Raw genomic sequence first — 21,208 nt, forward strand, 5'->3', positions numbered from 1 at the left:
TCCTAATTTCGCATCGTGCAAACTCATAACCAAATATCAGACTCAATATGTGCCATAGCTACAGCTCCAGGAATTGGAGCAATAGCTGTTATTCGTTTGTCTGGTGCAGATGCTATAAATATTAGTAATAAAGTGTTTTTTGGTAAAGATATCACACAAGTTGAATCTCATACTGCACATTTTGGAACAATAAGAGACGGAGAAAAAATAGTTGACGAAGTATTGGTAACTGTTTTTAAAGGTAAAAAATCATTTACAGGAGAAAATTCGGTTGAAATCTCTACACATGGTTCTCCCTATATTCAACAACAAGTTTTACAACTTTTATTAAAAAACGGAGCAAAAGCTGCTGGTCCTGGAGAATTTACTTTAAGAGCTTTCTTAAACGGTAAAATGGATTTAAGTCAAGCAGAAGCTGTGGCTGATGTTATTGCTGCAAATTCAGAAAGTTCGCATGAATTGGCAATGAGCCAAATGCGAGGAGGTTTTAGTAATGAAATTCAAAAATTAAGAAACGAATTAATTCATTTTGCTTCGTTAATAGAATTAGAATTAGATTTTGGAGAAGAAGATGTAGAGTTTGCTGATAGAGATGATTTAAAAGAATTAGTATTAAAACTAAATAAAGCGTTAACACTTTTAATTAACTCTTTTGATTACGGAAACGTAATTAAAACTGGTGTTCCTGTTGCAATTGTTGGAGAACCTAATGTAGGAAAATCGACCTTGTTGAATGCTTTATTAAATGAAGAGCGTGCAATTGTTTCTGACATTGCAGGAACAACTAGAGATACCATTGAAGATGAAATTGTAATTAATGGAATTAGTTACCGATTTATTGACACTGCTGGAATTAGAGAAACCACTGACGAAATTGAAGGCTTAGGAATTAAAAAATCGTTTGAGAAAATTGATAGTGCTTCTATAATTTTATTGTTGGTTGATGCTTCTAGTATTTCTAAAGAGCAGCTAAAAAAAGATGTAAACAACATTGAAAATAGAATAGAAGGAAAGAATAAACGATTAATAGTTATTGCCAATAAAATTGATAAGAGTGATTTAACAACAATTGAAGCAAAATTTGAGGGAATAGAAAATGTGATTTTCACATCTGCAAAAGAACTGCAAAATATTGATAACATTAAAGAACAATTGTACCATTTTGTAAAGGATGGTGTATTACAAAATACAGATGTAATTGTTACCAATGCTCGTCATTTTGAAGCCTTATCTAAAGCAAACGAATCGCTTATAAAAGTATTAGAAGGGTTGGATGTGAACATTACTGGTGATTTCTTAGCAATGGATATTCGCCAAGCTTTACATCAATTGGGTGAAATTACTGGTGAGATTACTACCGATGATTTGCTTGATAATATTTTCTCTAAATTTTGTATCGGCAAATAACCTAAAACTCTTCCTCTTCAAATTCTAATTCAGCATCTTTTTCCCAAATTTCCATTTCACAAGGCTTGCAGTTAAATTTAAGCTTGTATTCATTTGGTCCATTTTTTAAGGTTAATGGTTCAATCACTTTTTCGCCCATGGTTTCTCGTTGAAAGCGAGGGCATTTACCCAATTCGTATTTCACACAATATTTGGTAACCATTACACGAGCCTTTCCCGGGTCCCATTGCAATTCAAATGCTTTTTCAATTTCGGTAACACCGTGGCGTTTGTAAAATTCTCTCGATAGTTTATTGGCTACATTGTAGGTAAAGTCTAATTCTTTAACAGGGTAGGGATGGTCTGTTTTTGTAATCTGAAATACTTCTACATGATACTCTTTAACTCTTGTTTCAACTAAATTTTCTAAAACTGTTCTTCTAATGTCGTTAATTTTAGAAATTGGTAAAAACCAATTTTCAGAAAACTCAATTTTAATGTCGTCAACAATAAATGGTGTGTTTCCCGTTTTTTTAAGGTTTTTCTCAATATTTGGTAACGTAGATTGTTCGTTCTTCGCTACTTCTTTTGCTATTTCAAGTGTTGATGTGCTTTTATGACCATCTTCGTCAATGGCAATTAATTCAAATCCATTAGCTGCTTCAGTAAACGATAATGTTACGCCAATTTTACGAATTGCACTGTCCTCACGTTCAACCAATTTGGTAAACTCTGCATCAGCATTACGGTAAATCATGGTGCCAACTTTTATTGACTTATAGTTATTTGGTATAACCAATCCATTAGCAACCGTATTTATTTGAACACCATCGGCCTCATTATTTTCATTTATAAAATAAAGACCATCGCCATTGTTTAGCTTGTCAGCATTTTCGATGATGTAACCTTTTTTGGTCAACTCAACTACTTTACCAATTACTTGTCCTTGTGATTTAGGGCTTTCCCATGAACCAATTTTTTTTGTTCGCTTATTTACAAAATAATCGGAATAACCACGGTTAAAGCTTTTATCCATCTCAGCTTCAAAATTATAAAAGGTTCTACCCGAAGAAGCTTTTTGAAATTCATCGTTATTTTCAAGAAAAGCATCCAGTTTTTTTCTTAAAAAAGAAACGTTGTTTTTTACATATACTAAGTCTTTTAAACGACCTTCAATTTTAAAAGAAGTAACACCAGCTTCAATAAGATTAGGTAGTTGATCGCTTAAGTCTAAATCTTTAATGGATAATAAATGGCTGTTTGAAATTAATGTTTTTCCAGTTCCATCAGTTAAGCTGTATGGTAAGCGACAGTTTTGTGCACAAGAGCCTCTGTTAGCACTTCGTTCGCCACCAGCTATACTCATGTAGCAATTCCCACTAAACGAAACGCACAAAGCACCAGAAACAAAAAATTCTAGTTCTACATCGGTAGCTTCATGTATTTCTTTAATCTGATCTAGGTTTAATTCACGAGCTAAAACCACTCGTTTCATTCCAGCATCAGCTAAAAACTTAACATGCTTTGGATCTCTATTGTTTGCTTGAGTACTTGCATGAATAACAATAGGAGGTAAGTCCATTTCCATGATTGCCATATCCTGAACAATTAATGCATCTACCTTTATGTTGTAAAGTTCATGAATTAACTTTTTACAAGCTTCTAATTCTTTATCGTATAAAATAGTGTTAATCACTACAAAAACTTGAGCTTTAAATAGGTGAGCATATTCAACTAATTCAGCAATATCTTCAACCGAATTGGTAGCATTTGTTCTAGCTCCAAATTGAGGAGCTCCAATATAAACTGCATCTGCACCAGCATTAATTGCGGCCATTCCTTGAAATAAGTTTTTTGCAGGAGCGAGTATTTCAACTTTCTTTTTCATACGTATTGCAAAAGTCATTATTTATTTCATGGAAATAAATAATTTAGTAATATTTCCACTATATTTTATATATTGCAGAAAAATATAGGGATTAAAGCTTCAATTTTATATATAATATTTATAGTCAGCCTTTTGTTTGTAGGGTGCATGCCATCTAGGGTGGTTAGACCTTTGCAAAAAAATCAAAAAACGGTAGATTTTCATTTAGGAGGGCCTTTAATTGGATTTGCAGGTAAAACAATACCAATGCCTCTTACTTCATTAAATTACGCTCAAGGCATTACAGATAAATTAACAGGCTTTGGAAGTATTCATACAACATCTTTATTGTTTGGAGTTTTACAAACAGATATTGGTGCTTGTTATGGATTATATTATAGTGATAGCTTAAGAATAGGATTAAGTGTTACTCCTGCTTTAAATATCGCAACAGACTTGAGAGAAAATAACTTTAAAGTTTGGCCTCAACTTGATGTTAATTTGTATTGGGAATTAAAACCTCAACTTAGTTTTATTTATGTTGGTATAGATAATTGGTTTGAATTTTCAGGAGTTAAAGCCCACGAAGAAACTCAAGAAAATAGATGGTTATATAGTCCTCAAATTGGGTTTAGATATGTAAGAAAAAAATGGAATTATAATATTGAATCAAAGTATTTGGTTCCTTATTTAAATAACACTCCTAATGTAGTTGATTACAAAGGAATAAATGGGAAAGGTGCGATAGGGATTTATCTAACGTTAACTCGTAAATTTTAACTATGAAATATAGGTTATTACTTATTATTATCGGTTTTACATTTTCTAGTTGTTTTAAATTAGATGATAATTTTTTCAATTCAGATAATAGTATTGATGAGTATAAATTAGATGCTTATAATGGTGAGCAAGATTTTGTTTTAGATAATAGTTTTAATATTTCTAATAATTATATTAATATTTTCACTTTAAATTCTTTAGCACCTTCAGAAACATCTCCAACAAATATTTATGCTCTTTATATTGGTGATTTAAATACAATAAATACAGATACTGTAATTATGTATTGCCATGGTAATAAATGGCATATGGATTTTTATTGGCAAAGAGCAAAATTATTAGCTCATACTGGTGGAAAAAACAATTATGGAGTTTTAATGATTGATTATAGAGGTTATGGATTAAGTGATGGTAAATCTTCAGAAGCAAGTTTATATGCAGATATTGATGCTGGCTTACAATGGTTAAAAGGGAAAGGATTAACTAATGATAGATTAATAATGTATGGTTTTAGTATGGGGACTGGTCCTGCAACTCAATTAACTGCAAACCCTAGGTCATTAACTCCTTCAAAATTAATTTTAGAAGCTCCATACGCATCAATAGAAGTAATGGTGCAAGATGCAAGTGTCTTGAATCTTCCAGGTTCTTTCGTTACTTCGCTAGAAATTGAAAATGCCGAAGAAATAAAAAAAGTTAATCAACCATTAATGTGGGTGCATGGGACAAATGACCTGTTTTTGAATATAGAAACTCATGGTCAGGTTGTTTATAATAATTATAATGGAATCTATAAAGAAGCTCATAAAATACAAGGAGCTGACCATGGTGAAATTCAAATATATATGGGGTATAGTAACTATTTATCTAAATTAAATAGCTTTATAAAATTGTAAGTTAATTAGACTTTGATTTTTCTAAAATTTCTTTTAGACGTTGTTTGGTTGTTTCTTTCTCCAGTTTTTTCTTGTTTTTCTTTCGGTCCATTAATTTGGAGTGTTTAGCCTTATTCTTTGTGTTTTTTTCTTTTTTAGACATAGCTTAAACTTTACCGCTTAATATATTATAAACTAATTCTTTTGTAAGCTTATGGTTAGCTGCTTTTGTTCTAACTTCATCAAAAGTAAATCTGAAATTACATCCTGTTTTGTAAGCACTACAACCATAGGCTGTTTTACCTTTTATTATTTCTCCTTTTTTACATTTTGGACAAACTAATGTGTCTGTTTTGGGTTTGATTGTTTTTGAAGCTTTTTGAGTGAGTTGATATTCAAAATTGTCATTAAAGCTTAATATACCATCAATCTGTCCAGTTTTAGTTTTAAATCCTTTTATTGTAGTTGTACTCCCTTTTTGTAAAAGCCTAATAATTTGTTTTTCGGTTAATTTTTTATCTTTAAAATTGAATGGTAACAATAGATTGCAGCCATTTTTATAATTACTACATCCGTAAGCTTTTTTACCTTTTAAAATTGATCCTTCTTTACATTTAGGACATTTTTCGTTGGTTATTCTGCCTTTCTTAGATGATTTTGTTTTCTTCTCTGCTACATGGTTTACATGAGAAATTTGAGCACTATCTCTTTCCATTCTTACCTCATAAACTAATTCATCAACCATTTGTTTCATGTTTTTGATGAATGTGCCTGCATTGTAATTGCCTTTTTCAATTTCCTGCAATTGCTTTTCCCAAGTACCAGTTAATTCAGCTGATGTCAATAGTTTATTTTGAATAATATCTATCAGCTGTATTCCTGTTGATGTAGGAACTAACTGTTTTTTATTTCTTACAATGTATTTACGCCTAAATAAAGTCTCAATAATGTTTGCACGAGTAGAAGGTCTCCCAATACCATTATCTTTCATTAAATCACGTAGTTCCTCATCATCAACCTGCTTACCAGCTGTTTCCATTGCTCGAAGCAAAGTTGCTTCAGTAAACATGTTAGGTGGTTTGGTTTCTTTTTCTAAAAATGTAGGCTGATGAGGCCCTTTTTCACCTTTGGTAAAGATAGGTAGTAAATCTGGTTCTTTATCTTCATCGCTATTAGAAGTTTCAAAAACTACTCGCCATCCTTTAGCTGTTATTTCTTTGCCTGTTGTTTTAAAAGTTACTTCGTCTGCTTTTCCAATTACAGCAGTATTACTTACTGAGCAATCTTCGTAAAAGACTGCTATAAAACGTCTTACAATTGTATCGTAAACCTTTGCTTCATGTTGATTCATATGGTTTTGAACACCAGTTGGAATAATTGCATGGTGGTCAGTAACCTTTTTATCATTAAAAACTTTAGTTGATTTTCGTATTTTTTTACCCAATAATGGTTGAGTAAGTTGTTGGTAATTAGTTAATTTTTCTAAAATTCCATGAACTTTTTGATAAACATCATTTGGTAAAAAGGTAGTATCTACTCTTGGGTAAGTAACCACTTTTTGCTCATATAGTTTTTGAACTGTTTTAAGGGTTTCATCAGCGGAATAACCAAATCTAGTATTACAATAAACTTGAAGACCTGTTAAATCAAATAATTTTGGTGCATATTCGCTTCCTTTCTTTTTTTCTACAGATACAATTTCAAAATCGCTTGCTTTTACTTTGTTTGCTAGTTTTTCTCCATCTGTTTTGTTGGTAAATCGTCCTTCTTCACAGTTAAACAATGTATCTCTGTAAAGGGTTTGTAATTCCCAGAAGGGAGTAGGTTTAAAGTTTTCTATTTCCTTAAACCGGTTTACCACCATTGCAAGCGTAGGTGTTTGAACACGGCCAACAGATAAAACTTGCTTATACCCACCATGTTTTAAAGTGTAAAGTCTGGTGGCATTCATGCCTAACAACCAATCGCCTATTGATCTTGAAAAACCGGCATAATATAAATTATCATATTTCTCTGAGGGTTTTAAATTTTCAAAGCCTTCTTTTATAGCTTCAGTTGTAAGTGAAGATATCCATAATCGTTGAACCTTACCTTTATATCCAGCTTGGTCTATTACCCAGCGTTGTATTAATTCTCCTTCTTGACCAGCATCCCCACAATTGATAACTAATTCTGCTTTATCGAATAAACTTTTTACAATTTTAAACTGTTTTTGAATGCCTGAATTTTTAACAACTTTTGTTTTAAACTTATCGGGTAACATGGGTAAGTTGTTCAGGTTCCAACTTTTCCACTCAGGTCTATAATCGTTAGGTTCTAAAAGTGTGCATAAATGACCAAAAGTATAAGTTACGGCATATCCATTCCCTTCGTAATAACCATCCCTTTTAGTATTGGCACCTAAAACACTAGCAATTTCTCGTGCAACACTTGGTTTTTCGGCAATACAAACTTTCATTTAGCTCTTTTAATTCTTTTTAATGCAAAATACAGATTAACCTCAGTATTTTAAGTACTAAAACAGCTTCATTTTAAACTAAATTTTAACAAGGTTTGTTAATAACAAAATTTAAATTCCTATGTCCACATAAATGGGATTATGGTCTGACAATCGAGTGTTATTAATTTGAGGTTTTTCTATGGTTTGAGCGTTAATTGATTTAGCGCCCTTACCAGCCAACCAGTCAATTTTTAATGGAACACAACCATTCCATGGTTTTAATCTTCTTTCTAACTCTTTAACTAAAAAATTAGGAATAAACTTAGCTGTTTTCTCATTGGTTAGCATATCATTCATATCGAAATACAATGTGCCTTTAGTTCTGTCATTGTAGGTATTATAATCAAATCCTTTTTCAGTTAAAAGATTAAATAAAGGCTTCTCAAATTTTAGTTCTGGAGTCATGTAATGCTGTATAGCTCCAGCAAAACCAATAGTTACTAACTTACTAAAAGACTGAGTAATGATTTCCCACTTTCTTCTTAAGTTAAATGTGCCACAATTCCAATCTCCTCCTACAATTTGAATATCACTTTTTGGTAATGCGCTTATTATTGCTCCCAACTGCTTTGCTCTGTCTTGTGCAGTTGAACTTAAATCAATATGAATTGCTCCGAAACTTATCGTCTTATTGTTTACTTCAATTTGAGCTACTAATCCTTTTTTACAACCTAAGCGTTTTTCAGAACTATGAAACACTTCTTTTACTGGAGGAACTTCAATTCCTTCGGCAAATTGTATAGGATATTTTGATAAAATAGCTGTTCCGTGAAGAGCTAATGTGTTTTGGTCGGAATGTTCCGTTTCTCCAATGGCACCTTTTCCTAAAACTAAATAAGAAGGGGAGAAGCAATAATTCATCTGTAAAGCTTCAGCAAGTTCTTTCGCAACATTTCTATTTTTGGTTCGGCCCATACCGTTATCGGTTTCTATTACTAAAATCACATCTGCTTTGGTAAGTTCCTTTTCTGTCTTAAAATAATCAATAAGATAATCCAACTGTTTGCCTCGTTCAATGTTCCATGAAACAATACGTAATATTTCCTTATTGGGAAATGTTTTAGAGAGCGTATTATCCCATTCTAAACCATTAATTACCTCATTTAATTCTTGATGATGAGATGAATAAAAAGGGGAGTTAAGAAATGTTTTTTTCTTAGAGAATGATTTAATTTCGTTGTAATAAACGTTTAGATTATGATTGATATAATGTTTATCGCTTGTGAGTTCCATTCTATCTAACTCTTATACGTTCACCTATTTGTAATATTTTTGTTCGACGAATACCATTTAATCGGCATAAGGTAGAGATAGAAGTTCCATATTTAGCGGCAATATGTCCTAAGGTATTACCACTTCTTACTTTGTGGTATTTAATTGCATTAAGCAGTTTTAATTCATCTCGATAAGCAAAACTACATTCAGATATTGCTAAGGTATCGTTGTGCGTGGTAAAATCTTCAAAAGCAATAATATCTCTTGGGTCTAATGCTTCATCAAAATAGCGAACCTCAAAGTGTAGGTGGCTCCCATAACTTCTACCGGTATTTCCTCCTAAACCGATTACTGTTCCAGTAGTAATGTTAGAATCTATATCTACTAATCGTTTTGAAAGATGAGCATAAATAGTTTCTAAACCATTATTATGGCGAACTACAACCACATTTCCATATGTTTTACTATAGGTTGATATTCTTACTTTCCCACCAAAAGCAGACTGAACTGTATCTCCAGTATTTAAATCAATGTCAATTCCGTAATGGTATCGCCAACGCCTTTTTCCAAATTCTGAGGTAACATTTCCTTTAACTGGAGGAGTAAAATAATCATTACTATCATTTAATAAAACCATTAAAGTATCTTCAACTTTTGAGAAATCAAACTTTCTAAAATGGATATCATTTGTAATCCAATCGTAATGAGAAACCGTATCGTTTAGAGTATTGTTTATTGAATCAACAAACCAGTCAAAACGATTCACAAGTTGAATTTCGTTTTTAGTTGTATTTACTTTCTTCTTTGCAGATGTAATCTCTTCAGTTGAAGAAGAATCTGAGTCAATAATAAAAGTATTGGTATTTGCTTTTAATAAAACACTAAATAATAAGAAAGCAATAAAAATAATAAATCTCATTTCGACGAAATTAAATAAATAGAGTACTATTCTTTTAACTATATATTTAAAGATAATAACACCTTTTTGTTTATTTTATTAGACTAATTTATTAATTTTAGTAAACTACTTTAAATTTATAAAATATGGAGGTTATAGATAAAACAGGAGCATTATTTCAAATAGATGAAATATTTAAATATAAAGACTTAATTGATAGGGAAGACCGTGAGGTTTTAAAAGCAATTATTAATAAAGAAGACGAAAAGTCTTTAGCTTTTTATAATCGTTTTTTAGAAATGGTTATTGATGAAGCCGATCATAAGTTGAACAAGACCGAATTTGCCGGCTTAAGAAATGAGCTTGTTGCAGAAATGAAGTCTCATTTAGGAAATTAATAGCTATTTCTTTTCCAAGAAAATTTCAGCAATTATACAGCGAGCACTACCGCCACCAATAGTTTCAATAGTGGGTATTTTTAAAGGAAGCAACTTCGCATTATTTTCTATTACTTGCTTTTGAGTAATTGTTAAGCTGTTAAATGCACTTTGCGATAGTGCTACTATTTTATTGTTGTCTTTATTAGTTAATTCTAACATGTTCCCCGCAAAGCTTTTTAGTTGCTGATAATCAATATCAACTATTGCTAAACCTGATTTTTTTAATGAAGAAATAACTTTTTCTTTTTCAGGAATATCTTTTATGCTTTCCAAACAAATAGTTGCAAACTTAGTTCCTATACACATCATTACATTTGTATGGTAGATAGGATTATTATTACTATCAACTGATTTAAAACTTATGGGTTGATAGCCTAAAATTTCACACACTTCTTCAAATATTTTTTTGTCGGTTCTTTCCGATAAACAAGCGTAAGCAATTTTAGCTTTATGATTAAAAACTATACTACCGGTTCCTTCTAGAAATCTATTTTGAGATTCATAATGCCTTAAATCTACAAGCTCTTTAATTTCAAAACAAGTAGCAATTTGATTTATAAAATCTTCATTTACTTCAGTTCTTCTATTTGGTGCTAACATTGGATAGATAATTACTTTTCCAATTTCATGCAGTGAAATCCAATTATTCGGGAAAATAGCATCAGGATTAATAGGAGTGGAAGTATCATTAAAAACAATAACGTTTACACCATTTGAAATTAAAGTGTTTTCAAAATCATTAAATTCTGCTAATACCACCTCATTTAAAGATGTGTTACTTTCTTTAATGGTATTTTGAAATGCATTTGATTGAACAGTTTCATTATTAAACCCAAAATTAGCTGGTTTAACTAAGAAAATATGTTTTGTTGATTGTTGGCTCATAAAAAGCTAAAATTAGCGAATTTTAGTTGTGATAAAACAATTTCAATATTACCTTTAGCCCATGTCAATAAAGACCTTATTAATAACTCCTCCGTTTACTCAGTTAAACACACCATATCCTGCAACAGCTTATTTAAAAGGGTTTTTAGATGCGCAAAATTTAGAGGTTGAGCAGTGTGATTTAAGTATCGAATTATTTAATAAGGTTTTTACTAAAGATTTTATTTCAAATGCTTTTAACATAGCTCAACAGCATAATAGCTTTCAGTTTCCTAAAGTTTATGAACAGAAACAGGAATATATTAATAAGGTAGAGCGAGTAATTAAGTTTTTGCAACATCATCAAGTTACTGAGGCTTATCAAATTTTACAAGAAGGTTTTTTGCCTCAATCGCATCGTGAATTACCAGAAGATGAGGAGTTAGATTGGGCTTTTGGTGCTTTAGGTATTATTGATAAAGCCAAACATAAAGCAACATTGTTTATTGAAGAATTAGGCGATTTTATAAAAGCTAATGTTGACGAGTTTTTTTCATTTACAAAATATGCTGAACATATTGCTACTGCAGCAAGTAGTTTTGATGAAATAGATGAATATTTAGGTTATGAAACAACCATTGTTGAAGATCAGTTATTATTGTTGTTGGCCAATAAAATTGCTACTCATAATCCTGATTTGGTTTGTTTTACAATACCTTTTCCAGGTAATTTATTTTCAGCATTACGATGTGGTCAATACTTAAAAAAACATCATAAAAATATTAAAGTAGCTTTTGGTGGAGGATATTGTAATACAGAGTTGTTATCATTATCGGATCCAAGAATTTTTAAATATATTGACTTTATTACCTTAAATGATGGTGAAGGACCTCTTTTAAAATTAACCGAATTTATTGCGGGTAAAATAGAACAACAAGATTTAGAACGTACCTATTTAATAGAAAACGGAAAAGTTGTTTATCAAAACAAATTACCAAATACTATTTATCATCATTCAAATTTACCTGCTCCAAGCTACAAAGGATTATTGCATAATCAATATTTATCCTTTCTAGATGTAATGAATCCTATGCACCGTTTATGGAGTGATGGAAAGTGGAATAAACTAACGGTTTCTCACGGTTGCTACTGGAAACAGTGTAGTTTTTGTGACGTTAATCTCGACTATATTAGTAAGTACCAAAACACAACAGCCGTTGATTTAGTAAATAAAATTGAAAAAATTATAGCAGAAACAGGAACTTATGGTTTTCATTTTGTGGATGAAGCTGCACCTCCAAAAATGCTTAGAGCTTTAGCGGAAGAATTAATCAAACGTAAAGTTTATATTTCTTGGTGGACTAACATTCGATTTGAAAAAACTTTTACCCCCGAATTATGCGAATTGCTATCAAAATCTGGTTGTATAGCGGTAACTGGAGGATTGGAAGTAGCGTCAGATAGATTGTTAGAAAAAATGAAGAAAGGAGTTGATATTGCTCAAGTTGCTCGAGTAACCAAATCTTTTTCGAATAGCAATATAATGGTGCACGCTTACTTAATGTATGGTTTTCCAACAGAGACTGAACAAGAAACAATAGACGCTTTAGAAATAGTTCGTCAGCTGTTTGAATCTAATTGCATTCAATCAGCATTTTGGCATCAATTTACTGCAACAGCTCATAGTCCTATTGGTAAAAATCCAGAAGAATTTGGCATTAAAATTATTGGTCCAAAGTTTAAAGGTTTTGCCGAAAATGATTTGTTTCATGAAGACCCAACTGGAGCTGATCACTTAAAATATTCTGAAGGATTAAAACTAGCTTTACATAATTATTTAAATGGTTTAGGTTATGATGTGCCTTTATCTGATTGGTTTGATTTTGATGTAAAAGCCACTGAACATCCAGATGGATTAATAGCCTTTTTTTTAGAATAATTAACTTTTCATTTTATTTCAAATCTTGTATTTTTAAGCTCATTTAAATTTAAAATTATGAGTGCACACGATATAGATTATAAAATATTAGGAGACGACATGCAGTGCGTTGAAATTGAACTTGATCCACAAGAAGCTGTAATAGCTGAAGCTGGAAGTTTAATGATGAAAGACACAGACATAAAAATGCAAACCATTTTTGGTGATGGCTCAGGGCAAGATACAGGTGTTTTTGGTAAAATATTTTCTGCAGGAAAACGCTTATTAACGGGAGAAAGTTTGTTTTTAACCGCTTATACACATGAAGGGCAGGGTAAAAAACATGCTACGTTTGCGGCACCTTATCCGGGCAAAATTATTCCTTTTGATTTAACAGAATATCAAGGAAAGATTATTTGCCAAAAAGATGCTTTTTTATGTGCAGCAAAAGGAGTTGCTGTTGGAATTGAGTTTCAGAAAAAATTAGGAGCTGGATTTTTTGGGGGAGAAGGGTTTATTATGCAAAAATTAGAAGGTGATGGATTTGCATTTATTCATGCTGGGGGAACTATAGTTGAAAAAACTTTAAATCCTGGAGAAAAACTACAAGTAGATACTGGTTGTTTGGTAGCTTTAACTAAAGATGTTGATTATGACATCGAATTTGTTGGAGGAATAAGAAATACATTTTTTGGTGGGGAAGGTGTTTTCTTTGCTTCATTAAAAGGACCTGGAAAAGTATGGGTGCAATCTTTACCTTTTAGTAGATTAGCCGATAGAATTATTGCATCTGCTCCACGAATGGGAGGAAGTAGGAAAGGAGAAGGAAGTATTTTAGGGGGTTTAGGTGATTTGTTGGATGGTGATAATAGGTTTTAGATAGTATTAATACTATCTAAAATTATTTTACCAGCTTGTTCTAATTCTTTAGTTGTTATAGATAGAGGGGGAGATAGGCGAAATGCATTTGGAGTAGATAGAAACCAAAACCCAATTAATCCTTTTTTTAAACAATTTTCTACAACTTTTTTGACTGTTTCAAAAGAGTCCATTTCAATAGCAAAAAATAACCCTGCTCTTCTAATTTCTTTTATAGCAGAAGATTGAATTAATATATCTTCTAAAAACTGACCTTTACTTTCAGTTTCTTTAATCCAGCTTTCTTCTTTCAAAACATTTATACATGCATTTGCTGCAGCACAAATTACTGGATGACCACCAAATGTTGTAATGTGGCCAAGCATCGGATTATGGGTTAAACAATGCATTATTTCAGTAGATGAAATAAAAGCTCCAATAGGCATTCCTCCACCTAAGGCTTTACCTAAAGTTAATACATCTGGAATGATATTATAATGCTCAAAAGCAAAGAACTTTCCAGTTCTTCCCATGCCAACTTGCACTTCATCAAAAATTAATAAAGCCCCAGTTTCAGTACATTTTTTTCTTAAAGCAACCAGAAATTCTTGAGTTGGTTTTATTAATCCAGCATCTCCTTGAATGGTTTCTATTAATACTCCTGCCGTTTTGTTTGTAATTATATCTAAAGAATCAATATTATTAAACTCAATAAATTGGATGTTAGGTAATAGAGGTTTGTAATTACTTTGTTTAGTTTCATTACCTGTTACACTTAAGCTTCCATGTGTGCTTCCGTGGTAAGAATTTTTACAAGCTACTAATGCTTGTCTTCCAGTATATCTTTTGGCTAGTTTAAGCGCAGCTTCATTTGCTTCTGTTCCTGAGTTTACAATGTAAGAGCAATTTAAGTTTGAAGGTAAAATCGAAGCTAAATTCTCAGCTAAATCTATTTGAGCATCTTGTAAATACTCTCCATAAACCATTACATGTAAATGTTTGTCTAACTGATTTTTTATAGCAGAAATTACTTTTGGATGACTATGACCGATGTTGTTAACAGCAACACCTGCAATCATATCCATATATCTTTTACCATTTTTATCCCAAAAATAAATGCCTTGAGCTTTGTCAACATCTATTAAATAAGGAGAAGGACTAGTTTGTCCTTGAAGGTTTAAAAATGTAGCTATTCTGTTTGAAGACATTGTTAAAGTAATTTTTCAATTGAGTCAACACTCCATGCTTGTGCTTTTTCAGAAAACATAGGTTTTGTAACAGCCCATATTCCTTTAAATAAATCTGAATTTCTATATTTTTCTAAGTGATTTGGAGATTTCCATTTACTGTAAGTAAAATAAATATTTGGATGGTTTTTATCTTGTAAAAGTTCCAAATGTTCAACACCATCGAAATTTCTGATTTTGGCTTTATCTTCTTTAAAGTTTGCTAAAAACTCATCAACCATTTCAGGTTTAAAAACCATTTTTACTATTCTAATCATAAAATTCTATACGTATAATGTCATTTTCTTTTATACCAAATAGTTTGCTTGCGTTACCTTTATTTACTGCAATCTCTATAAATCCAGTAGAGCTGAACATTGCCACTCTTTCACCTTCAATTACAGAGTTGTAAGAAGATGTTATTTGATTGATTTCGTAATTTGTATTCCTGAAAAAGATTCCAAACTTACGACCTCTACCAAAAGATTTAAATAAGGTTTCGGTAATGTTTGTTATTATATTTCCATAATGGTCAATATATGAAGCCATTCCTCTAATTGTATTATTTTCAGAAACCGCACTAAAAAGAGTTCGAACTTCAAGTTCAGCTTTAGGTTTTCCAATTACTTCTAAAGTCCCACCTCTTATAATATGACAAGCAGCCTTAACAAAAACATCTTTCGCTGGGAAAGTTATTCGGTCAGTATCTTGGTTAATATTTAGTTCAATAATTTTTTCGGGAGGGCTGTCAAAAATTAAAGAAAACATTCCGTTATCAGCTCCAATAAAATAATGACCTCTTTCAAAAACAACTATATGTGGAATATCAATACTCGACTCTGCACTAACACCAATTATATGTACAGTTCCTTGAGGGAAATCTTTGTAACAATTTTTTATAATAAATGCAGCCTTAGAAAAGTTAAATGAAGGCACTTCATGTGTTATGTCAACAATCTTAACATTAGGTGTTTGAGATAAAATAGCTCCCTTTAAAGAGGCTACATAGTAATCCTTTAAACCTAAATCAGATGTTAGTGTTATAATTGCCATTTTAACTTTTAAACAAATTAAAGATGTTTAGTTAATAAATAGTAAGCCACTTTTCGTGGATTTTGCATCTTAATTTTGATATTTAACGTATCAAAATATATAAAACCAAAGTTATAAATTAAAAAATTAACATTTGAGCGAAAAGTTAATAGAAATATCAAAGATTAATCCATTAGAATTATATGGTGTTAATGAGTCTAAATTAAACTTAATAAAAACCTATTTTCCTAACTTAAAAGTAATCGCTAGAGGAGATATACTAAAGGTAATAGGTGGTGATAATGAGATTGATTTGTTTGCTCACAAAATAAGCTTATTAATACAACATTTATTGAAGTATAAGGAGTTAACTTCTAATAATATAGAAAGATTAATGGATGAAGAAGATGGGGTAGAGAGTCAAACTTTAAAGCATAATGATGATGTTTTAGTCTATGGAAATGCTGGATTAATAGTAAAAGCTAAAACTGCCAATCAACGTAAACTAGTTAAAGAGTGTGAACAAAATGATATGGTTTTTGCAATAGGACCCGCTGGTACAGGTAAATCTTATACTGCTGTAGCAATAGCAGTAAAAGCTTTAAAGAATAAAGAGATTAGACGAATAATCTTAACTCGACCTGCAGTAGAAGCTGGAGAACATTTAGGTTTTTTGCCAGGTGATCTTAAAGAAAAATTAGATCCTTATTTACAACCATTATATGATGCTTTAAGGGATATGATACCTGTTGAAAAACTTCGTGAAATCATGGAAGATGGAACAATTCAGATTGCTCCATTAGCTTTTATGAGAGGACGAACATTGGATAGGGCTTATGTTATTTTAGATGAAGCTCAAAATGCAACTAGAAGTCAATTTAAAATGTTTTTAACTAGAATGGGTAAGTCTGCTAAATTCATAATAAATGGAGATGCATCTCAAATAGATTTGCCAAAAAATCAACAAAGTGGTTTGTCTCACGCTGTAGATGTTTTAGATGGAGTTAAGGGAATAGGAATTGTTCGCTTTGACGAGAAAGATGTGATAAGACACGATTTAGTTAAGAAAATTATAATTGCTTACAAAAAAGATGAGGATAAGTAGATATTATTTTTCATAAGAATTAAAATATTTTACCTTTACTTAAAATTTATAAAAAACAATATCAGAATGAGTTTTAGCACTAAAAAATACGATAACTATACTTTAATTGTGTTTAGTACCGATAAATTAGACGCTGTGGTTTCTCCTGATTTAAAAGCAGAACTAGTACTTATTAATAAAGGCGGAGAAAAAAACATTTTAATTGATTTAACTTCAGTTAAGTATTGTGATTCATCCGGATTAAGTGCACTTTTAATAGGTAATCGTTTATGTAAAGAAGCTTCTGGATCTTTTATATTGAGCTGTCTACAAGCATCTGTACAAAAGCTTATTGTAATTTCTCAATTAGATAGTGTTTTAACTATTACACCAACTTTACCAGAAGCAATAGATCTTTTGTTTATGGAAGAGATCGAGCGTGATTTAGATTTGGGTGATTTAGATGACTAAATTTAGTGTCTTAATATTAGGAAGTGCTTCAGCTTCTCCAACACTAAACAGAAACCCAACATCACAACTTTTAAATATTAATGAACAGTATTATTTAATCGATTGCGGAGAAGGAACGCAATCAAAATTGCGTGAGCATAAGGTTAAATTTCAAAGATTACATCACATTTTTATAAGTCATTTGCATGGAGATCATTATCTAGGCTTGATTGGTTTATTGCAAACCATGCACTTGTTAGGTAGAACAATAGATTTACATCTTTACGGACCGCCTCAATTAAAAGAAATAATAGATCTTCATTTAAAATACTCTTATAGTGCTTTAAGGTATCCTTTAATATTTCATCCAACACAAGCAGTTCAATCTGAAATTATATTTGAGAATAATCAAATTGAGGTTTCAACTATAATTTTAAAACATAGAATTCCTTGTACAGGTTTTCTTTTTAAAGAAAAGTCAAAACCAAGAGTTATTAATCCTGATGCAATAAAACTGCATTGTGTCCCCAAACACGCCATCAATAAGTTGAAAAATGGAGAAGATTATATTGTGTTTGACACTAAAAAAGTGATAAAAAATGAAGTGCTAACATTAAAACCTGCAAAATCTCGCAGCTATGCTTTTTGCTCAGATACTAAATATTGCGAGTCAATTATACCTCAAATTACAAATGTAGACCTACTATATCATGAAGCAACCTTTATGCAGAGTGAAGAAAAAAGAGCTAAAGAAACCTATCACAGTACGGCTGAACAAGCCGCACAAGTTGCTTTAAAAGCTAAGGCTAAGTCGTTGATTATCGGTCACTTCTCTAATCGATATTTAAAATTAGACAACTTATTAAATGAAGCTAGATTTGTTTTTAAAAATACTGAACTAGCTTTGGAAAATTCCGTTTTTGAAATTAAGGAAACTCAATGATAGCAATGTTAATAGCTTGTTAATAACTATCTTTCATTCATTTTAAATCATTTACTAAAACTCCTATATTTGGATTGATAACAATATTTATTAACTTAATAATTTAAAAATTATGAACAAAGGTGAATTAGTAGACGCAATTGCTAAAGAAGCAGGTTTAACTAAAGCTGACGCAGGAAATGCATTAAATGCTTTTATCGGAGCAGTATCAGGATCATTAAAAAAAGGTGATAGTGTACAATTAATTGGTTTTGGAACTTTCTCTATCTCTTCAAGAGCTGCTAGAACAGGAAGAAATCCTCAAACTGGTAAAGAAATTAAAATTGCTGCTAAAAAAGTTGCTAAATTTAAAGCAGGTAAAGCATTAGCTGATACAGTTAAATAGTCTTATCCTATTTAAAGAAATAAAAGCTCTCCAAATGGGGAGCTTTTTTTGTTTACATGCCATTCTAAACGGTTATTATTATTATTTTAGCATTTATGAATAAAGATGTTGGATATAACTTTTTAAAATCAGCTATAACGCTATCCAATCCATACATGAGTCTAGATGATTTTATGAAGTGGTTGGAAGAGAAAAAGGCTTCAACACACCATAATATTCAAGAAATTCCTTTTGCAGAGTTAGAAAATTGGGAGTTTGAAAGAGAAACAGGAAATCTTGTTCATAGCTCTGGTAAATTTTTTTCTATTGAAGGAATTCAGATAAAAACAAATTGGGGAAATGTAAAGGAATGGACACAGCCTATAATAAATCAACCTGAAATTGGATTTTTGGGTATTATCACTAAAAAAATAGATGGTGTTCTATATTTTTTAATGCAAGCCAAAATTGAACCTGGTAACATTAATACTGTTCAAATTTCACCAACATTACAAGCGACAAAAAGTAATTACACACAAGTACATAAGGGGAATCCACCATTGTATTTGGAATATTTTATCGAAAAAAGAGAAGATGTTAATATTCTTCTTGATCAACTACAATCTGAACAAGGTGCTCGTTTTTTAAGAAAAAGAAACAGAAATATTATTATAGAAGTGACTAGTGATATTCAGGTTAATGAAGATTTTTGTTGGCTAACTTTAGGACAAATTAAAGAATTATTGAAGTTAGATAATGTTATTAATATGGATACAAGAACAGTTATTTCAGGTATTTCATATGGAGATTTATCTACATTAAAACAATTTGCATTAACTAATTCATCAACAGTTGAATATGACTTTTTGATTTCTGAATTGGATACCAAAAATGCAATGAATACAGTTGAAGATATTATTTCTTGGATAACCCGTCTTAAGGCTTTTGCTGAATTAGAAGTTGATAAAATTCCATTGAAGGATTTAAATGAATGGACAAAAGATGAATTCAGTATTCATCACCTTCAACAAAAATATTTTTCTGTAATTGGTGTACGAGCCGAAATTGGAAATAGAGAAGTTGCATCATGGACTCAACCTTTAGTTAAATCAGCTCAGGAAGGAATTATTGCCTTTATCATTAAAAAAATTAATGGTGTGTATCATTTTTTAGTTCAGGCAAAAATGGAATCGGGTAATTTTGATATTATTGAGTTAGCTCCATCTGTTCAATGCTTAACAGGTAATTACAGAAAAGGATTAAATGAGTATGAAGTTGAATTTATTGATTATGTGTTAGAACCAGAAAAAAACAAAGCCAAAGTTCTTTATTCATCATTTCAGTCTGAAGAAGGTGGTCGTTTTTTTGAAGAACAAAATAAGAATATGATTATTGAAGTTGGTGATGATTTTAGTGTTGATTTACCCGAAAAGTATAATTGGATGACTTTGAATCAAATTAAAACATTTATAAAGTTTAATAATTACTTAAATATTCAATCAAGAAGTTTGCTTTCTGTAGTAAGGTTTATAAATTAAAATCAAAATGAAATTAAGATTAGGAGTATTAGGTTGTGCGAATATTGCAAAAAGGAGTGTTATTCCTGCAATTTTATCAATTCCTGATTATGAATTAATTGCTGTAGCGAGTAGAACAAAAGAAAAAGCTAATGAATACGCAAGTCTTTTTAACTGTGAGTACATCATTGGTTATCAAGAATTATTAGATAGAAAAGACATAGATGTAATATATATGCCTTTACCAACAGGTCTTCATGAAGAATGGGTTTTAAAAGCTTTAGATGCAGGTAAACACATTTTAATTGAAAAGTCTTTAGCTATGAATTATGAATCTTCCATAAAAATGGTTGAAAAAGCTAAGGAAAAAGATTTGTTGATTATGGAAAATTTTATGTTTTTATATCATGGTCAACATCAATTTGTAAAAAACTTAATAAATAAAAATAAAATAGGTGAAATTCGTTGTTTTAGAAGTTCATTTGGATTTCCTCCTTTAGAAGAAGATAATTTTAGATATAATAATGCTTTAGGAGGTGGTTCTCTTCTAGATGCTGCTGCCTATACTGTTAGGGCTAGTCAGTTGTTTTTAGGAAATGATTTATGTGTAAAAGCAGCTAACTTAAATTTTGAAGGTAAAGAAGTTGATATTTATGGTGGAGCATATTTAAGTTCTAAATCTGGTTTTTTTGCTGAAGTTGCTTTTGGATTTGATAATTTTTATCAGTGTAATTATGAAATATGGGGAAGTAAAGGTAAGATAATAGCTCAAAGAGCTTTTACTCCTGGTGAAAATTATAAGCCAACAATAACTTTAGAACAGCAAGGAGAAGTATTTAATTATGAGGTAGATGCTGAAAATCATTTTGTAAGTTTACTGAACGAATTTAAACGTTGTGTAAACGAAAATGACAAAGAAAATAAATATGAAGAAATACTTAATCAGAGTAGATTACTAAGTGAGCTAAAAGCCTTAAGTTAAGATAAATAC

At 30.9% G+C, this 21,208-nt stretch carries 21 protein-coding genes; 12 read left to right on the forward strand and 9 right to left on the reverse strand.

Features of this window, described 5'->3' with window-relative positions; all coding sequences use genetic code 11:
- The first annotated feature begins 15 nt into the window (after positions 1 to 15).
- Complete coding sequence (mnmE, locus tag FRY74_RS04305; protein ID WP_223265823.1) at positions 16 to 1,407, forward strand: tRNA uridine-5-carboxymethylaminomethyl(34) synthesis GTPase MnmE; 1,392 nt, start codon at positions 16 to 18, stop codon at positions 1,405 to 1,407.
- A 1-nt stretch (position 1,408) separates the two neighbouring features.
- Here the strand turns inward: mnmE and FRY74_RS04310 are convergent, their stop codons facing one another.
- Positions 1,409 to 3,274 carry a peptidase U32 family protein gene (locus FRY74_RS04310; RefSeq protein ID WP_147099765.1) on the reverse strand — a complete coding sequence of 622 codons (1,866 nt, stop codon included), beginning with the start codon at positions 3,272 to 3,274 and terminating at the stop codon, positions 1,409 to 1,411.
- Between the two features lie 171 nt (positions 3,275 to 3,445).
- On the opposite strand from FRY74_RS04310, the gene FRY74_RS04315 reads away from it, so the two are divergent.
- Positions 3,446 to 4,033 (forward strand): hypothetical protein, encoded by a 588-nt coding sequence (locus tag FRY74_RS04315; protein WP_147098987.1) that lies wholly within the window; start codon positions 3,446 to 3,448, stop codon positions 4,031 to 4,033.
- A 2-nt stretch (positions 4,034 to 4,035) separates the two neighbouring features.
- Positions 4,036 to 4,929: an alpha/beta hydrolase gene (locus FRY74_RS04320; RefSeq protein ID WP_147098989.1), complete on the forward strand. Its 894-nt coding sequence runs from the start codon at positions 4,036 to 4,038 to the stop codon at positions 4,927 to 4,929.
- A 1-nt stretch (position 4,930) separates the two neighbouring features.
- Here the strand turns inward: FRY74_RS04320 and FRY74_RS12865 are convergent, their stop codons facing one another.
- From FRY74_RS12865 to FRY74_RS04335, 4 genes are all read right to left on the reverse strand, one after another.
- Entirely contained in the window at positions 4,931 to 5,071 is a 141-nt protein-coding gene (locus FRY74_RS12865) for a hypothetical protein (protein WP_170227944.1), read from the reverse strand.
- Positions 5,072 to 5,074: 3 nt separating this feature from the next.
- Positions 5,075 to 7,366: a type IA DNA topoisomerase gene (locus FRY74_RS04325; protein ID WP_147098991.1), complete on the reverse strand. Its 2,292-nt coding sequence runs from the start codon at positions 7,364 to 7,366 to the stop codon at positions 5,075 to 5,077.
- A 111-nt stretch (positions 7,367 to 7,477) separates the two neighbouring features.
- Complete coding sequence (locus FRY74_RS04330; RefSeq protein WP_147098993.1) at positions 7,478 to 8,641, reverse strand: endonuclease/exonuclease/phosphatase family protein; 1,164 nt, start codon at positions 8,639 to 8,641, stop codon at positions 7,478 to 7,480.
- Between the two features lies 1 nt (position 8,642).
- Positions 8,643 to 9,542, reverse strand: coding sequence for a M23 family metallopeptidase (locus tag FRY74_RS04335; protein WP_147098995.1), 900 nt, complete (start codon positions 9,540 to 9,542; stop codon positions 8,643 to 8,645).
- A gap of 125 nt (positions 9,543 to 9,667) precedes the next feature.
- On the opposite strand from FRY74_RS04335, the gene FRY74_RS04340 reads away from it, so the two are divergent.
- On the forward strand, positions 9,668 to 9,919 hold the full coding sequence (locus FRY74_RS04340) for a hypothetical protein (protein WP_147098998.1): 252 nt from the start codon (positions 9,668 to 9,670) through the stop codon (positions 9,917 to 9,919).
- A gap of 3 nt (positions 9,920 to 9,922) precedes the next feature.
- Here the strand turns inward: FRY74_RS04340 and ctlX are convergent, their stop codons facing one another.
- Entirely contained in the window at positions 9,923 to 10,846 is a 924-nt protein-coding gene (ctlX, locus tag FRY74_RS04345) for a citrulline utilization hydrolase CtlX (protein ID WP_147098999.1), read from the reverse strand.
- A gap of 61 nt (positions 10,847 to 10,907) precedes the next feature.
- Between ctlX and FRY74_RS04350 the strand changes: the two genes are divergently transcribed.
- Positions 10,908 to 12,764, forward strand: a complete 1,857-nt coding sequence (locus FRY74_RS04350) for a B12-binding domain-containing radical SAM protein (protein ID WP_147099001.1) — start codon at positions 10,908 to 10,910, stop codon at positions 12,762 to 12,764.
- Between the two features lie 57 nt (positions 12,765 to 12,821).
- A complete protein-coding gene (locus FRY74_RS04355) occupies positions 12,822 to 13,622 on the forward strand; it encodes a TIGR00266 family protein (RefSeq protein ID WP_147099002.1) in 801 nt (266 codons plus the stop codon).
- Here FRY74_RS04355 and FRY74_RS04360 read toward each other — a convergent pair.
- The 3 genes from FRY74_RS04360 to FRY74_RS04370 are packed head-to-tail and all read right to left on the reverse strand — an operon-like array spanning position 13,619 to position 15,880.
- Positions 13,619 to 14,809, reverse strand: coding sequence for an aspartate aminotransferase family protein (locus FRY74_RS04360; RefSeq protein ID WP_147099005.1), 1,191 nt, complete (start codon positions 14,807 to 14,809; stop codon positions 13,619 to 13,621). The two genes, FRY74_RS04355 and FRY74_RS04360, sit on opposite strands and share 4 nt — an antisense overlap.
- Positions 14,810 to 14,811: 2 nt before the next feature.
- Positions 14,812 to 15,105 (reverse strand): putative quinol monooxygenase, encoded by a 294-nt coding sequence (locus FRY74_RS04365; RefSeq protein ID WP_147099007.1) that lies wholly within the window; start codon positions 15,103 to 15,105, stop codon positions 14,812 to 14,814.
- Positions 15,098 to 15,880, reverse strand: coding sequence for an SAM hydrolase/SAM-dependent halogenase family protein (locus FRY74_RS04370; RefSeq protein WP_147099009.1), 783 nt, complete (start codon positions 15,878 to 15,880; stop codon positions 15,098 to 15,100). The genes FRY74_RS04365 and FRY74_RS04370 overlap by 8 nt, the downstream gene beginning before the upstream one ends.
- A 133-nt stretch (positions 15,881 to 16,013) precedes the next feature.
- Between FRY74_RS04370 and FRY74_RS04375 the strand changes: the two genes are divergently transcribed.
- The 6 genes from FRY74_RS04375 (at position 16,014) to FRY74_RS04400 (ending at position 21,199) form a co-directional block, all read left to right on the forward strand.
- On the forward strand, positions 16,014 to 16,964 hold the full coding sequence (locus FRY74_RS04375; RefSeq protein ID WP_147099011.1) for a PhoH family protein: 951 nt from the start codon (positions 16,014 to 16,016) through the stop codon (positions 16,962 to 16,964).
- A gap of 66 nt (positions 16,965 to 17,030) precedes the next feature.
- Entirely contained in the window at positions 17,031 to 17,414 is a 384-nt protein-coding gene (locus FRY74_RS04380; RefSeq protein WP_147099013.1) for an STAS domain-containing protein, read from the forward strand.
- Positions 17,407 to 18,336, forward strand: coding sequence for a ribonuclease Z (locus tag FRY74_RS04385; RefSeq protein ID WP_147099014.1), 930 nt, complete (start codon positions 17,407 to 17,409; stop codon positions 18,334 to 18,336). Before FRY74_RS04380 ends, FRY74_RS04385 begins: the two co-directional genes overlap by 8 nt.
- 112 nt (positions 18,337 to 18,448) lie before the next feature.
- The gene (locus FRY74_RS04390) at positions 18,449 to 18,721 is read left to right on the forward strand and encodes an HU family DNA-binding protein (RefSeq protein WP_147099016.1); all 273 of its coding nucleotides are present in this window, start codon (positions 18,449 to 18,451) and stop codon (positions 18,719 to 18,721) included.
- A gap of 95 nt (positions 18,722 to 18,816) precedes the next feature.
- Entirely contained in the window at positions 18,817 to 20,238 is a 1,422-nt protein-coding gene (locus FRY74_RS04395; protein ID WP_147099018.1) for an NDP-hexose 2,3-dehydratase family protein, read from the forward strand.
- A gap of 7 nt (positions 20,239 to 20,245) precedes the next feature.
- On the forward strand, positions 20,246 to 21,199 hold the full coding sequence (locus FRY74_RS04400) for a Gfo/Idh/MocA family protein (protein ID WP_147099019.1): 954 nt from the start codon (positions 20,246 to 20,248) through the stop codon (positions 21,197 to 21,199).
- Positions 21,200 to 21,208: the final 9 nt, after the last annotated feature.

It is taken from the genome of Vicingus serpentipes, assembly GCF_007993035.1.
Lineage (GTDB): Bacteria > Bacteroidota > Bacteroidia > Flavobacteriales_E > Vicingaceae > Vicingus > Vicingus serpentipes.

Bases quoted from the DNA above. Each gene is read 5' to 3' on its own strand.
- FRY74_RS04310 (WP_147099765.1), bottom strand. From the start codon at position 3,274: ATGAAAAAGAAAGTTGAAATACTCGCTCCTGCAAAAAACTTATTTCAA.
- FRY74_RS04320 (WP_147098989.1), top strand. From the start codon at position 4,036: ATGAAATATAGGTTATTACTTATTATTATCGGTTTTACATTTTCTAGT.
- FRY74_RS12865 (WP_170227944.1), bottom strand. From the start codon at position 5,071: ATGTCTAAAAAAGAAAAAAACACAAAGAATAAGGCTAAACACTCCAAA.
- FRY74_RS04325 (WP_147098991.1), bottom strand. From the start codon at position 7,366: ATGAAAGTTTGTATTGCCGAAAAACCAAGTGTTGCACGAGAAATTGCT.
- FRY74_RS04330 (WP_147098993.1), bottom strand. From the start codon at position 8,641: ATGGAACTCACAAGCGATAAACATTATATCAATCATAATCTAAACGTT.
- FRY74_RS04335 (WP_147098995.1), bottom strand. From the start codon at position 9,542: ATGAGATTTATTATTTTTATTGCTTTCTTATTATTTAGTGTTTTATTA.
- FRY74_RS04340 (WP_147098998.1), top strand. From the start codon at position 9,668: ATGGAGGTTATAGATAAAACAGGAGCATTATTTCAAATAGATGAAATA.
- ctlX (WP_147098999.1), bottom strand. From the start codon at position 10,846: ATGAGCCAACAATCAACAAAACATATTTTCTTAGTTAAACCAGCTAAT.
- FRY74_RS04350 (WP_147099001.1), top strand. From the start codon at position 10,908: ATGTCAATAAAGACCTTATTAATAACTCCTCCGTTTACTCAGTTAAAC.
- FRY74_RS04355 (WP_147099002.1), top strand. From the start codon at position 12,822: ATGAGTGCACACGATATAGATTATAAAATATTAGGAGACGACATGCAG.
- FRY74_RS04360 (WP_147099005.1), bottom strand. From the start codon at position 14,809: ATGTCTTCAAACAGAATAGCTACATTTTTAAACCTTCAAGGACAAACT.
- FRY74_RS04365 (WP_147099007.1), bottom strand. From the start codon at position 15,105: ATGATTAGAATAGTAAAAATGGTTTTTAAACCTGAAATGGTTGATGAG.
- FRY74_RS04370 (WP_147099009.1), bottom strand. From the start codon at position 15,880: ATGGCAATTATAACACTAACATCTGATTTAGGTTTAAAGGATTACTAT.
- FRY74_RS04380 (WP_147099013.1), top strand. From the start codon at position 17,031: ATGAGTTTTAGCACTAAAAAATACGATAACTATACTTTAATTGTGTTT.
- FRY74_RS04385 (WP_147099014.1), top strand. From the start codon at position 17,407: ATGACTAAATTTAGTGTCTTAATATTAGGAAGTGCTTCAGCTTCTCCA.
- FRY74_RS04390 (WP_147099016.1), top strand. From the start codon at position 18,449: ATGAACAAAGGTGAATTAGTAGACGCAATTGCTAAAGAAGCAGGTTTA.
- FRY74_RS04395 (WP_147099018.1), top strand. From the start codon at position 18,817: ATGAATAAAGATGTTGGATATAACTTTTTAAAATCAGCTATAACGCTA.
- FRY74_RS04400 (WP_147099019.1), top strand. From the start codon at position 20,246: ATGAAATTAAGATTAGGAGTATTAGGTTGTGCGAATATTGCAAAAAGG.